Origin of the sequence: Pseudomonas wadenswilerensis (assembly GCF_900497695.1) — a bacterium.
GTDB classification, from domain to species: domain Bacteria; phylum Pseudomonadota; class Gammaproteobacteria; order Pseudomonadales; family Pseudomonadaceae; genus Aquipseudomonas; species Aquipseudomonas wadenswilerensis.
The window spans coordinates 276,285-289,812 of record NZ_UIDD01000011.1; the positions used below are offsets into that span (position 1 = coordinate 276,285).

At 61.6% G+C, this 13,528-nt stretch carries 14 protein-coding genes; 8 read left to right on the forward strand and 6 right to left on the reverse strand.

Annotated features, from left to right (window positions below; genetic code table 11):
• The first annotated feature begins 528 nt into the window (after positions 1-528).
• Positions 529-2,034 (forward strand): malate dehydrogenase (quinone), encoded by a 1,506-nt coding sequence (gene mqo, locus CCOS864_RS24145; RefSeq protein ID WP_115088737.1) that lies wholly within the window; start codon positions 529-531, stop codon positions 2,032-2,034.
• A gap of 53 nt (positions 2,035-2,087) precedes the next feature.
• Here the strand turns inward: mqo and CCOS864_RS24150 are convergent, their stop codons facing one another.
• From CCOS864_RS24150 to CCOS864_RS24165, 4 genes are all read right to left on the reverse strand, one after another.
• Entirely contained in the window at positions 2,088-2,378 is a 291-nt protein-coding gene (locus CCOS864_RS24150) for a PA4642 family protein (protein WP_115088738.1), read from the reverse strand.
• Between the two features lie 70 nt (positions 2,379-2,448).
• Positions 2,449-2,916, reverse strand: a complete 468-nt coding sequence (locus CCOS864_RS24155; protein WP_115088739.1) for a hypothetical protein — start codon at positions 2,914-2,916, stop codon at positions 2,449-2,451.
• Positions 2,917-2,972: 56 nt separating this feature from the next.
• On the reverse strand, positions 2,973-3,446 hold the full coding sequence (locus CCOS864_RS24160; RefSeq protein ID WP_115088740.1) for a WbuC family cupin fold metalloprotein: 474 nt from the start codon (positions 3,444-3,446) through the stop codon (positions 2,973-2,975).
• 3 nt (positions 3,447-3,449) lie between these two features.
• Positions 3,450-4,007: a hypoxanthine-guanine phosphoribosyltransferase gene (locus CCOS864_RS24165; protein WP_115088741.1), complete on the reverse strand. Its 558-nt coding sequence runs from the start codon at positions 4,005-4,007 to the stop codon at positions 3,450-3,452.
• A gap of 163 nt (positions 4,008-4,170) precedes the next feature.
• Here CCOS864_RS24165 and upp point away from each other — a divergent pair, with 163 nt between their 5' ends.
• Both upp and CCOS864_RS24175 read left to right on the forward strand, forming a co-directional pair.
• Positions 4,171-4,809 (forward strand): uracil phosphoribosyltransferase, encoded by a 639-nt coding sequence (gene upp / locus CCOS864_RS24170; RefSeq protein ID WP_115088742.1) that lies wholly within the window; start codon positions 4,171-4,173, stop codon positions 4,807-4,809.
• A gap of 2 nt (positions 4,810-4,811) precedes the next feature.
• A complete protein-coding gene (locus CCOS864_RS24175; RefSeq protein WP_115088743.1) occupies positions 4,812-6,086 on the forward strand; it encodes a uracil-xanthine permease family protein in 1,275 nt (424 codons plus the stop codon).
• Positions 6,087-6,210: 124 nt separating this feature from the next.
• On the opposite strand, the gene hemH is transcribed toward CCOS864_RS24175, so the two are convergent.
• Together hemH and CCOS864_RS24185 are read right to left on the reverse strand one after the other, a co-directional pair.
• Positions 6,211-7,227: a ferrochelatase gene (gene hemH / locus CCOS864_RS24180; RefSeq protein ID WP_115088744.1), complete on the reverse strand. Its 1,017-nt coding sequence runs from the start codon at positions 7,225-7,227 to the stop codon at positions 6,211-6,213.
• 13 nt (positions 7,228-7,240) lie between these two features.
• Entirely contained in the window at positions 7,241-8,146 is a 906-nt protein-coding gene (locus CCOS864_RS24185; RefSeq protein ID WP_115088745.1) for a TIGR01777 family oxidoreductase, read from the reverse strand.
• 186 nt (positions 8,147-8,332) lie between these two features.
• On the opposite strand from CCOS864_RS24185, the gene CCOS864_RS24190 reads away from it, so the two are divergent.
• The 5 genes from CCOS864_RS24190 to CCOS864_RS24210 all read left to right on the forward strand — a co-directional run bounded on the left by CCOS864_RS24190 (position 8,333) and on the right by CCOS864_RS24210 (position 13,509).
• Entirely contained in the window at positions 8,333-9,319 is a 987-nt protein-coding gene (locus CCOS864_RS24190; protein ID WP_115088746.1) for an NAD(P)/FAD-dependent oxidoreductase, read from the forward strand.
• A 154-nt stretch (positions 9,320-9,473) separates the two neighbouring features.
• A complete protein-coding gene (locus CCOS864_RS24195; protein ID WP_115088747.1) occupies positions 9,474-10,442 on the forward strand; it encodes a YbgA family protein in 969 nt (322 codons plus the stop codon).
• Complete coding sequence (locus CCOS864_RS24200; protein WP_115088748.1) at positions 10,432-11,319, forward strand: MerR family transcriptional regulator; 888 nt, start codon at positions 10,432-10,434, stop codon at positions 11,317-11,319. The genes CCOS864_RS24195 and CCOS864_RS24200 overlap by 11 nt, the downstream gene beginning before the upstream one ends.
• A gap of 28 nt (positions 11,320-11,347) precedes the next feature.
• Positions 11,348-12,790, forward strand: a complete 1,443-nt coding sequence (phrB, locus tag CCOS864_RS24205) for a deoxyribodipyrimidine photo-lyase (protein ID WP_115088749.1) — start codon at positions 11,348-11,350, stop codon at positions 12,788-12,790.
• Positions 12,787-13,509, forward strand: coding sequence for an SDR family NAD(P)-dependent oxidoreductase (locus tag CCOS864_RS24210; RefSeq protein WP_233674630.1), 723 nt, complete (start codon positions 12,787-12,789; stop codon positions 13,507-13,509). Before phrB ends, CCOS864_RS24210 begins: the two co-directional genes overlap by 4 nt.
• Positions 13,510-13,528 lie beyond the last annotated feature (19 nt).

The following is a 13,528-nucleotide window of genomic DNA, read 5'->3' on the forward strand; positions in this document are numbered from 1 at the left end:
ACGTCTCCTGATCGGGCCTCGCAGTACCGCCAATGCCCAGCATTGCGCATCCCCCGCACCGCCCACAGAGAGCCTTCCACACAGGTCTTGCACCAGCCAGTGTGCCTGCGTCATTCGGCCCTCTGCTCTGCCTGAACCTGCCGGGTCTGCCATCGCGCAGTCCATTTTGAGGTTCACGTCTCCAAAAGAGCGTGAAAAAACGGGTTTTCACAACTTCACGAGAGTGTGGCGAGCAATGAACAGTCTGGCATGTGCAAAAGCACCTAAAGTGTCCCGAACAGCCCTGAACAGCTGGCAACAGCGCTCATTTGCAATGGGTGCCTGAAACCGGTCCATAACGCACGACGGATACCTTGACCATAAGTCGAATTGCCGCACCGGCTGTAAAATGCGTTCATAGGCAACGCAAAGCCCGGTTGGTGGTGTCCGCTGAAGTTGCAAAAACTGCGAAGAATCGGACATGGCGATCCTGGCAAGCCAGGGATCCTATGCTGTCAATTTGGTGCTGAAGATTTTGGAGACGCGTTAATGGCGCAGAACGAAGCAGTCGATGTAGTACTGGTAGGGGCAGGCATCATGAGTGCCACCCTGGCCGTACTGCTCAAGGAACTCGACCCGGCGATCAAGCTGGAAGTCGTCGAGTTGATGGATTCGGGTGCCGCGGAAAGTTCCAACCCGTGGAACAACGCCGGGACCGGCCATGCCGGGCTGTGTGAACTGAACTACACGCCACAGGCCGCCGACGGCAGCATCGATATCAAGAAAGCGGTGCACATCAACACCCAGTTCGAGGTGTCCCGGCAGTTCTGGGCCTACCTGAGCAAAAAAGGCGCATTCAGCTCGCCACGGGCGTTCATCAACCCTGTGCCGCACCTGAGCTACGTCGAGGGCGAAAAGGGCATCAGCTTCCTCAAGAAGCGCTTCGAGATGCTCAAGCAGCATCATGCCTTCGCCGAGATGGATTACACCGAAGACAAGGCGCTGATGAACGAGTGGATGCCGCTGATGATGCCAGGTCGCCCAGCCGACCAGCAGATCGCTGCCACCCGCGTCATGAAAGGCACCGACGTCAACTTCGGCGCGCTGACCAACAAGCTGCTCAAGCACCTGGCCAACGCTCCCGAAGCACAGGTCAAGTACTGCAAGAAGGTCACCGGCCTGCGCCGTAACGGCAGTGGCTGGACCGTCAGCATCAAGGACGTCAACAGCGGCAGCAGCCGTGAAGTCGACGCCCGCTTCGTGTTCCTCGGCGCCGGTGGCGCGGCCCTGCCGCTGCTGCAACTGTCGGGTATCGAGGAGAGCAAGGGCTTTGGCGGCTTCCCGGTCAGTGGCCAGTGGCTGCGTTGCGACAATCCGGAAGTGGTCAAGCGCCACCAGGCCAAGGTCTACAGCCAGGCTGCGGTAGGCTCGCCACCGATGTCGGTGCCGCACCTGGACACCCGCGTGGTCGACGGCAAGACCTCGCTGCTGTTCGGCCCGTATGCCGGCTTCACCACCAAGTTCCTCAAGCACGGCTCGTTCCTCGACCTGCCGCTGTCGGTACGCATGGGCAACATCGGCCCGATGCTGGCCGTGGCCCGCGACAACATGGACCTGACCAAGTACCTGGTCAGCGAAGTGATGCAGTCGATGGAGCAGCGCCTGGACTCCCTGCGCCGCTTCTACCCCGAGGCCAAAGCCGAGGACTGGCGCCTGGAAGTGGCTGGCCAGCGCGTGCAGATCATCAAGAAAGACCCGAAAAAAGGCGGCATCCTGCAATTCGGTACCGAACTGGTCGCAGCCAAGGACGGCTCCCTGGCCGCCCTGCTCGGTGCTTCGCCGGGTGCTTCGGTGACTGTGTCGATCATGCTGGAACTGATCGAGCGCTGCTTCCCCGAACAGACCAAGGGCGCCTGGGCTGCCAAGCTCAAGGAAATTTTCCCCGCCCGGGAAAAGGTCCTGGCCACCGACGCTGCCCTGTATCACAAGATCAGCGCGCACAACGACGAGGTCCTGGGCCTGGTCGAAAGCAGCCCGGCACAGAGCTACGCGTAACTTGCCGGCATAAAAAAACGCCCTTCGGGCGTTTTTTTATGGGCGCTGTTTTATCAGCCGCGGGCGTTATCGATGATCTCGATGTACTCGGCGGCGTTGCGCTGGTCCTTGATGATCTCGACGAAGGTCTGGCCGTGCTCGTCCTTGCCGTCCAGGTCATAACCGGCTGCGACGAAGAAGCCGACATAGCGCTCGAAGTCATCGATGCGCAGGCCGCGGTAACCCTTGATCAGCTTGTGATGCGACGGCGAAGTAACGGCATCAGCCGGCTCGTACTGGAGGAACGACTTGATGTAGTCGTCGCTGATCTCATCACCAATCACTTGCTTCTTGTCTTTACGCATTGCCGACTCCAACTGAACCATCACGGACATTTTCACGGGTCGGCAGTTTACCCCCGGGCAGCGCCGGCACTCAACGCGCGCGTACGCTACCAGTGTGCAGATCCGCCCAGATGTGGCCATTGGGGTAACTGAGGAACTGCACATAGACGGTATCGTTGCGCAGCAGGTCGAGCATCACCCGGTACTGGGCCAGCGGGTAGTTGAGCGTCAGGGTCTTGCTCTTGTCGTCGAACACCGGCTTTTTCAGGCTTTTGCTTTCGGCATCGAAGCTGATCAGCACCTGGCTGATGGTCGCACCCTTGCTCAGCGGCTTGCCCTTGAGGCGCAGGATCAACGGCGAAGTGACGGGGATCGGTTGCTGGTTGGACTGGCGCTGATTGCCCACCACCACCGAGTAGCTGGTGACCTGCAGCAACTGCTGCGAATCTGCCACTTCCTTGCGCACCCCAAGGTCATCGGGCGGCAGGAACTGGCTGTGCAGGGGCGCCGCGGCCACCGGCAGGCTCAGCAGGAACAACAAGGGGAAAAATGCACGCATGACAGGCTCCTTGGGGGCAGCCTGGCACTCTAGCATGGGACTGCGTCATCGCAATTTCAATCGAACTGCGCGCGCATCCAGGCGTGATACTCGGCAACACCGGGTTCGCCTTCGCGCGGCGCCCAGGTAGAAAAGTCCCCCTGCGCCACCGGCCGGAAAGGTCCAGCCTTGCACTCGAACATCACCGTGTCTGGCTCGAGCACCACCAGGCCATGGAAAACACCAGTCGGCAGGTCAACACCCAGGCATTCCCCGCCCGCCTGCAAAATACGCTTCTCCACCACCTCGCCCTGATCATTGAAGACCAGCAACCCCAGCTTGCCACGCAGCACCAGCAGGCACTCAGCCTTGTCCAATGCTTGATGGCGGTGCGGGGGAATATAGGTAGAAGGCTGCAACCCTACAGCCATGCGATGGCAGGGCTCTTCCATCTCGTGAAAGTTGTAATGTTGGCGACCGCGCGGATTTGCCGCAGCCTTGGCGGCCAGCTCGGCGAACAGCGCTTGATCAAGAAAGCCGGGCTGGCGCATGTGTCAGAGTCCTTTGACGGCGTAAATACCAGCAGCATTGCGCCAGTATCCTTTGTAATCCATTCCATAACCGAACACGTAACGGTCAACGCAGCTCAGGCCACAGAAATCGGCCTTGAGGTCGGCGCTGGCCTTGCGGTCATGGTCCTTGTCGATCAAGACGGCAGTATGCACGGCACGAGCACCGGCATGTTTGCAGAAATCGATAATTGCACTGAGGGTATGACCTTCGTCAAGAATATCGTCGATGATCAGCACATCGCGATCAATGAACGAGACTTCCGGCTTGGCCTTCCAGAACAGGTCACCGCCGCTGGTCTGGTTACGGTAGCGGGTGGCGTGCAGGTAGGACGATTCCAGCGGGAATTGCAGATGGGTCAGCAACTTGCCGGCGAAGATCAAACCGCCGTTCATCACGCAGAAGACTACCGGATTGCTATCGGCCAGCACTTCGGTGATCTGCGCGCCCACGCGGGCAATGGCTGCTTCGACTTCGGCTTCGGTGTGCAGGCAGTCAGCCTCGCGCATGACTTGACGGATGTGCTCGAGATCGGCGGACATGGCGCTCTCCAAGGGGCGGCAATTGAGAAAAGCGGGCAAAGGTACGCATCCCGTCGCATCAGATCAAGCATTTCTGGACTAACGTCCAGTAAGCCTGAGGACATGCATGGCTGAATAGATTAATCTAGCGCGGTTTTTTGCCCGCCCCCCGGAGCTTTTCCCTATGCCTACCCGTGAGATCCGCCATCCGCTGATCCGCCACAAGCTCGGCCTGATGCGCCGCGCCGATATCAGCACCAAGAATTTTCGCGAGCTCGCCCAGGAAGTCGGTACGCTCCTGACCTACGAAGCCACCAAAGACCTGCCCCTGGAAAGCTATGAAATCGATGGCTGGTGCGGCAAGGTCCAGGTCGAGAAGATCGCTGGCAAGAAGATTACTGTAGTACCGATCCTGCGCGCCGGCATCGGCATGCTCGACGGCGTGCTCAGCCTGATTCCGGGCGCCAAGGTCAGCGCCGTGGGCGTGGCCCGCAACGAGGAAACCCTCGAAGCGCACACCTACCTGGAAAAGCTGGCACCGGAAATCAACGAGCGCCTGGCCCTGATCATCGACCCGATGCTGGCCACCGGCGCCTCGATGGTCGCCACCATCGACCTGCTGAAGAAAGCCGGCTGCAAGGACATCCGCGCGATGGTCCTGGTTGCCGCGCCAGAAGGCATCGACACCGTCGAGAAAGCCCACCCGGACGTACAGATCTATACCGCCTCCATCGACAAGTGCCTGAACGAGCACGGCTATATCATCCCTGGCCTGGGCGATGCCGGTGACAAGATCTTCGGTACCAAGCAGAAGGACGCCTGAGCATGCAGGATGAGTTCAACGACCCGCTCTGGCGCCAGGTCGTCTCCGGCGCGCAGATGCTCTTCGTCGCCTTCGGCGCGCTGGTATTGATGCCACTGATTACGGGGCTGGACCCCAACGTCGCGCTGTTCACTGCGGGTCTGGGAACTCTGCTGTTTCAGGTGGTAACTGGCCGTCAGGTTCCGGTATTCCTGGCGTCCAGCTTCGCCTTCATTACCCCGATCATCCTCGCCAAAGGCCAGTTCGGCCTGGCCGAGACCATGGGCGGGGTAATGGCTGCAGGTTTCGTCTACACCTTCCTCGGCCTTGCCGTAAAAATCAAAGGCACCGGCTTTATCGACCGCCTGCTGCCACCGGTAGTGATCGGCCCGGTGATCATCTCGATCGGCCTGGCCATGGCACCGATTGCCGCCAACATGGCCATGGGCAAGGCGGGTGACGGCACCGAACTGCTGCCGTACGGCACCGCCATGATGATCTCCATGCCGGCGCTGCTGACCACCCTGATCGTCGCGGTGTTCGGCAAGGGCATCTTCCGTCTGGTGCCGATCATCGCCGGTGTACTGATGGGCTTTGGCCTGTCGTTCTACTTCGGCGTGGTCGACACCGCCAAGATCGCCGCCGCGCCATGGCTGGCCCTGCCGCACTTCACCGCGCCAGCATTCAACTGGCAGGCGATCCTGTTCATCGTGCCGGTGGCCCTGGCACCTGCGATCGAGCACATCGGCGGCGTGATTGCGGTGGGCAGCGTGACTGGCCGCGATTACCTGAAGAAGCCTGGCCTGCACCGTACCCTGCTCGGTGACGGCATCGCCACCACCACCGCCGGCCTGTTCGGTGGGCCGCCCAACACTACCTACGCCGAAGTGACTGGCGCAGTGATGCTGACCAAGAACTACAACCCGAAGATCATGACCTGGGCGGCAATCTTTGCCATCACCCTGGCTTTCATCGGCAAGTTCGGCGCGCTGCTGCAAAGCATTCCGGTACCGGTAATGGGCGGCATCCTCTGCCTGCTGTTTGGCTCGATCGCCGCAGTGGGCATGAACACCATGATCCGTCACAAGATCGACCTCAGCGAGGCGCGCAACCTGGTGATCGTTTCGGTGACCCTGGTATTCGGTATCGGTGGCGTGCTGATCGGTAGCGGCACTGGCCCGGACGACTGGGGCCTGAAGGGCATCGCCCTGTGTGCCGTGGTGGCTATTGCCTTGAACCTGCTGCTGCCGGGTAACGACAGCTGGAAAAACAAGGCGCTGGACGATCAGTTGCCTTGATCTGATTGCCTGATGGGGCCGCTGCGCGGCCCATCGCTGGCAAAGCCAGCTCCCACAGAGTGCATGCATTGCCATTGTGGGAGCCGGCGTTGCCGGCGATGGGTCGCACAGCGGCCCCTTGCATTCAATCTGCTTGCAGACACATCCCCTTCAACGCCTGCACCCACTGTGGGTGATCATTCAGGCACGGCACCAGCACCAGCTCTTCGCCGCCCGCCTCGACAAACTGCTCGCGCCCACGATCACCGATTTCCTCCAGGGTCTCGATGCAATCGGCGACAAATGCCGGGCACATCACCAGCAGCTTTTTCACCCCTGACTTACCCAGCTCATCCAGGCGCGTTTCGGTATAGGGCTCGATCCACTTCGCCCGCCCCAGCCGTGACTGGAATGACACCGACCATTTGCCGTCGGCAATGCCCATCTTCTTCGCAAACGCCTGGGCGGTGCGCAGGCACTGGCCGCGGTAACAAACTGCAAGCATTTCGGGCGAAGCGTCTCGACAGCAATCGGCATCCTGGAAGCAATGGTTGCCGGTCGGGTCGAGCTTTTTCAGATGCCGCTCGGGCAGGCCATGAAAGCTCAGCAGCAGGTGGTCGTAATCCTGCTGCAGATAAGGCTGCGCACTGGCGGCCAGGGCATCGATGTATTCAGGCTTGTCGTAGAACGGCTGCAGGATCGCCATCTCAATCGGCAGCTTCTGCTCGACAATCACCTGCTTGGCCTGCTCGATGACCGTGGTCACGGTGCTGTCGGCAAACTGTGGATACAGCGGCGCCAGGGTGACCTTCTGCACGCCCTGGCTGGCCAAGCGTGCCAGTACTGTCGGCAACGAAGGCTCGCCATAGCGCATGGCGATTTCCACCGGGCCGTGGCTCCACTGCTCGCGCATGGCCGCCTGCAGGCGACGGGTCAGCACCACCAGTGGCGAGCCCTCGTCCCACCAGATCGAAGCATAGGCATGGGCCGACTGCTCCGGGCGCTTGATCAGAATCAGCGACACCAGCAACCGGCGCACCGGCCACGGCAGGTCGATGACATAGGGGTCCATGAGAAACTGATTGAGGTACCGGCGCACGTCGGCGACAGAGGTGGAAGCCGGTGAACCCAGGTTGACCAGCAGCAAAGCGTGATCGGTCATGCAACGTCCTATTTCAGAGGCGGCTGGACAGTTCATCCAGGGCCGATTGCAGATCATTGAAGCGGAAGGTGAAACCGGCGGCCAGCAAACGTACCGGCCGCGCCCTTTGCCCCCCCAGCAGCAGGGTCGACAGCTCGCCCAGCCCGGCCTTGAGCACCAGCGCCGGCAGCGGCATGAACGCCGGGCGATGCATGGCCCGGCCCAGACGCCTGGCAAACTCGCGGTTGCGCACCGGCTCCGGGGCGCAGGCATTATAAGGACCGCTGGCATCCTTGTGCTGCAAGAGAAAATCAATCAGGGCGATCTGGTCGTGTATATGAATCCACGGCATCCACTGCCGACCATCGCCAATAGGCCCGCCCAGCCCCAGTTTGAACGGCAGGCGCAGGCGCGACAAAAAGCCGCCCTCGCTCGACAGCACCAAGCCGGTACGCACCAGTACCACACGAATACCCAGAGGCTGGGCAGCCATGGCGGTTTCTTCCCAGGCGATGCACAGCTGGCTGGCAAAATCCTCCTTGACCGGCTGCGAGGCTTCGGTGAGCTCACGCTCGCCACCATCGCCATACCAACCTACCGCCGAGCCCGAAATCAGCACTTGAGGGCGCTGCTGGCGCGCCTCCAGCCAGGCCAGCAATTGTTCGGTCAGGGTGATCCGACTGGCCCAGAGCAATGCCCGTCGACTGGAACTCCAGGGCCGATCGGCTATCGGTGCACCGGCCAGATTGATCACCGCATCCACGGTGTCGTCATCGGCCAGCTCGTCAAGCCGGGCAATGCCGCGCACGCCAGCACCACATAACCTGCCCACCTGTTCAGGGCGACGACTCCAGACCGTCAGCCGATGCCCCTGGGCCAGCCAGTGCTGGCACAGGTGTTGGCCGATCAACCCGGTACCGCCGGTCAGCAATATATGCATGGCTGTGTCCTCACATGGCGCGCCAGTGGTCTATTTTTAACAACAAGGCACTTTTTTGACCGATCGCTCTCGGATAAACATAGGCCAACCTGTGGTAACGAGCGGAATCATCTTATACAGGATTCATGCATTGTACAGGTTTACCGGGCAGCGTAGTCTGCAACCATAAGGTTCGAAGAGGCCATCATGACTGTACCTATTGCCATCATCGGGGCCGGTATTGCCGGCCTTTCCGCGGCCCAGGCATTGCAGAAAGCCGGGCAGACCGTTCATTTGTTCGACAAGGGCCACGGCAGCGGGGGACGCATGGCCAGCAAGCGCAGCGATGCCGGCGCCCTCGACCTTGGCGCCCAGTATTTCACTGCCCGTGACCGGCGTTTTGTCGACCAGTTGCAACAATGGGTGGCCGCCGGCTGGGCGGCAGAATGGAAGCCGCAGCTGTATCACTACCAGGATGGTGTACTGAGCCCCTCCCCCGATGAACAGACGCGCTGGGTCGGCGTACCGCGCATGAGCGCCATCACCCGCGGCCTGCTCAAGGATGTCACGGTGAACTTCCGTTGCCGTATTGCCGAGGTCTATCGCGGCCAGAAGTACTGGCACCTGCAGGACACAGACGGCTGCAGCCACGGTCCGTTCAGCCGGGTGGTGGTCGCCGTGCCGGCACCCCAGGCTACCCAGCTGCTGAGCGCCGCCCCCAAGCTCGCCGCCACTGCGGCCGGCGTGCAGATGGACCCGACCTGGGCCATTGCCCTGGCCTTCGACACACCGCTCGACACACCGATGCAGGGCTGCTTCGTGCAAGACAGCGCCCTCGACTGGCTGGCGCGCAACCGCAGCAAACCCGGGCGCGATGAACATATGGACACCTGGGTACTGCATGCCACCGCAAGCTGGAGCAAACACCATATCGACCTGGCCAAGGAGGCCGTCATCGAGCAGCTGTGGGGCGACTTCGCCGAGCTGGTCGGCTGCGTGGTCCCGGCTCCGAATTTCTCCCTCGCCCATCGCTGGCTTTATGCCCGGCCGGCCAGCAACCACGAATGGGGTGCCCTGGCGGATGCCGACCTGGGCTTGTATGCCTGCGGCGACTGGTGTCTGTCTGGCCGCGTCGAGGGTGCCTGGTTGAGCGGCCAGGAAGCGGCCCGGCGTTTGCTGGAACACCTGGAATAGCTTATCGGGGCTGCTTCTGTTCAGCCCCGCTGCGCGTGTTTCGACATCCTGCACAAAGGTTGTACAAGTAATTTGACTTGCACAGGTTTATCTCTATGATGAGATTTATCTGTACAGCTTTTTATTTTTGTACAATATTTTTCAGGATCTGTTCATGGACGCTCATGACCTGCCGCGCAAACCCCGCATCGCTGTCAGTGCCTGCCTGATCGGTCAGGAGGTGCGCTTCAACGGTGGTCACAAGGCTTCGCGACTGTGCAACGAGGTGCTCAGCGAACACTTCGAGTTCGTCCCGGTGTGCCCGGAAGTCGCCATTGGCTTGGGCGTGCCTCGCGCACCTATCCGTCTGATCGGCGATCCAGCCGACCCGCAGGCGGTGTGCAGTCGCGACCCGGGCCTGGATCTGTCCGGTCCGTTGCGCGCCTATGGTCAACAGATGGCCAAGGATCTTGGCGACATCTGCGGCTACATCTTCATGCACAAATCACCGTCCTGCGGCCTGGAACGGGTCAAGGTCTATCAGGCCAATGGCTACCCGGCAGCGGAAGGCGGCCGCGGGCTGTTCGCCGCCGCGTTCTGCGAACAGCATCCTGACCTGCCGGTGGAGGAAGACGGCAGGTTGTGCGATCCGGTACTGCGGGAGAACTTCATCACCCGCGTGTACGCCTACGCCGACTGGCAGCAACTGCTCACCGATGGCGTCAGCCGTGGCGCCCTGATCGCTTTTCATGCCCGCTACAAGTACCAGCTGATGGCCCACAACCCTCAACGGTACAAGACGCTGGGCAAACTGCTGGGCAGCATGACCCGTGACGATGACCCCGAAGTGCTTGCCCCGCACTATTTCAGCCAGCTGATGCAGGCCCTGCGCCGCTGCGCCAGCCGCGGCACCCACAGCAATGTGCTGCTGCACCTGAGCGGTTACCTGCGCGATGCCCTGAGCCGCGACGACAAGCAGGAAATCCAGCAACTGATCGCCCAGTACCATGCCGGCGTAGTACCGCTGGTGGTGCCTCTGACGCTGCTCAAGCATCACTTACGCAACCACCCCGACCCCTACCTGGCGCAGCAGGTATACCTGCAACCGCACCCGGAAAACCTGAGCCTGCGCAATGCCATCTGATGCGCTGCTGCCGATCCGCGAGGTGACGCGCCTGACCGGCGTCAACCCGGTCACCCTGCGCGCCTGGGAACGCCGTTATGGCCTGATCGTGCCGCAACGCACCGGCAAGGGGCATCGCCTCTACAGCCAGGAAAACGTCCAGCGCATCCAGCAGATTCTCACCTGGCTCAACCGCGGTGCCGCGGTCAGCCAGGTCAGATCCTTGCTGGAAGCCACCCCCAGTGCAGCGCAATCGCCTGCCGGCAGCGACTGGCAAGGCCTGCGCGAGCAACTGAAAGAGGCCATTGCCGCCCTCGCCGAGCGCCGCCTTGAGCAACACCTGAACCAGGCCATGGCCCTGTACCCGGCGGCAACGCTCTGCGAACACCTGTTGATGCCGCTGCTTGCCGATCTGGAACTGCGCTGGCAGGGCCAGTTTGCCGCAGGGCTTGAGCAAGTGTTCTTTCATTCCTGGCTGCGCAGCAAACTGGGCACGCGGATCTACCACAACAACCATCAGCTCGGCGGAGCCCCGTTGCTGCTGGTCAACGGCTCGGACCTGGCCTTCGACCCACGGCTCTGGCTGAGCGCCTGGCTGGCGAGCAATGCCGGGTTTCCGGTGCAGGTCTTCGACTGGCCGCCGCCCGGCAACGAGCTGAGCCTGGCTGTAGGCCATCTGCAGCCCTGGGCGTTGCTGCTGAGCGTCGACAAGTCGGTCGACATATCCCGATTGCAACGAAACCTGGCCAACGTCGAAATTCCGAAACTCCTATGTGGCCGCGCAGTCAGCATTCATAAGCATGCCCTGCAGGCCTGGACGGACGAGACGCTGTTTGCCCTCGACTCTCCCCAGGCAGCGCTGCACTGCCTGCAACGACTCAGTGGACGCGCGCCATGAACACCACCGCCAATGGCAAAGGAACACCATGCAACTGATCTGGCTGCGCAGCGACCTGCGCGTACTCGACAACACCGCGCTGGCAGCGGCCTGCGAACACGGCCCGACCCTCGCGGTATGGCTGCTCAGCCCCGGGCAATGGCTGGACCATGACGATGCGCCGTGCAAGGTCGACTTCTGGTTGCGCAACCTGCAAAGCCTGCGCACAGCGCTGGCGCAGTTGAACATTCCCCTGCTGATCCGTCACGCCGACACCTGGCAACAGGCACCGCAAGCCTTGCTACGACTGTGCCGTGAACACCAGGTACAGGCTGTGCATTTCAACGAGGAATATGGCGTCAATGAAAGCGTCCGCGACCAGGCGGTACAAGCCGCCCTCGGCCAGCAAGGCATTGCCGTACACGGCTATCTCGACCAACTGCTGTTCAAGCCCGGCAGCATCCTTACCCGCAGCGGCGGCTACTTCCAGGTCTTCAGCCAGTTCCGCAAGGTCTGTTACGAGCGCCTGCACCTGGGCTTGCCGCGCCTGGTCAACGAGCTGAAGGCGCAAGCGCCGACAGCTGTCGCCAGCGACCCGGTGCCCAGTGAAGTCGCCGGTTTCCAGCCGCCCCCACAATCCTTGCGCGACCTCTGGCCAGCCGGTGAGGATGAAGCGCAGCGACGCCTGCAACGCTTCATCGACGAACGCGCCGAGGATTACCAGGAGCAGCGCGACTTTCCCGCGGTCGCCGGCACCAGCCAATTGTCGGCCTATCTGGCTGCCGGGGTGATCTCGCCGCGCCAGTGCCTGCACGCCGCGCTAAGCCACAACTTTGGCGAGTTCGACAGTGGCAACCGGGGCCTGGTGACCTGGATCAACGAACTGCTCTGGAGGGAGTTCTACAAGCATATTCTGGTTGGCTACCCGCGGGTCTCGATGCACCGCGCCTTCCGCCCGGAAACCGAGGCCCTGCCCTGGCGCCACGCGCCGGATGAACTCAAGGCCTGGCAGCAAGGGCAGACCGGTATCCCGATCATCGATGCCGCCATGCGCCAATTGCACGCCACCGGCTGGATGCACAACCGCCTGCGCATGATCGTCGCCATGTTCCTGACCAAGAACCTGTTGATCGACTGGCGCGAAGGCGAACGCTTTTTCATGCGCCACCTGATCGACGGAGACCTGGCCGCTAACAACGGCGGCTGGCAGTGGAGCGCCTCGACCGGTACCGATGCCGCGCCGTACTTTCGTATCTTCAATCCGCTCAGCCAGTCGCAACGCTTCGATGCAGGTGGTAGCTTCATTCGGCAATGGCTACCGGAACTGGTGGATGTAGCTGAAAAAAATATCCACCATCCAGTGATTACTGACGATCTTTTTGCTTCTAACCTTTATCCACAGCCTATTGTGGACCTCAGTAGCAGTCGCCAACGTGCGTTGAATGCATTCAAGAATTTACCCACGCGGCAGGAAGAGAGGGCAGTAACGTGAGCGAACCCATCGCGCGTAAAGTGTGGGTCACCGGTGCCAGCAGCGGCCTGGGCCTGGCATTGGTGCAACAGCTGCTTGAGCAGGGCTGGAAGGTCGCAGCCAGCGGCCGGGCATCGCCTGAACTGACGGGCCTGTCGCAGCTCAACCCCGAGCAGCTGTTGTTGCTCGACGGCAGTCTGGACGATGGCGTGCAAGCGGCGCAGGCCGGCCAGCAACTCCAGGCACACTGGGGCGCCCTCGATTGCCTGCTGGTGAATGCCGGCACCTGCGATTACCTGGACGCCAGCCTCTCGCCGACGGCAATTTTCGAAGCCATCGCCAGCAGCAACCTGAGCGCCTCGGTCCACTGCCTGAACGTTGCAGTGCCGCTACTGGAAAAAGGCCAGGCGCCACAAGTCCTGGCGGTGCTCAGCCGCTATTCCGCACTGCAACTCTACGAGCCAAGCCAGCCGGCAACACCGAGCAACAACCTGGCAGAAGTGTTTCGTGCCGAGCGGCAGAATCTGCAGAGTAAAGGCATCGACCTGACCCTTGTCGCGCCCCAGGCCTTGAAAGTGCCGCTGGTCGGGGTTCAGGTCATGCCCGAACAGTGGACCCCGGAAAGCGCCGCCGATGTGATCGTCCAGCGGCTCCCCGAACGAGCCCCGGAATTACTGCTCGAAGCCCTCAACCTCAACAGCCTCTGGCCATTGCCCGAGCGACCTTCAAGCCCTGTGTAAACCACAGGGCGGTACTTGA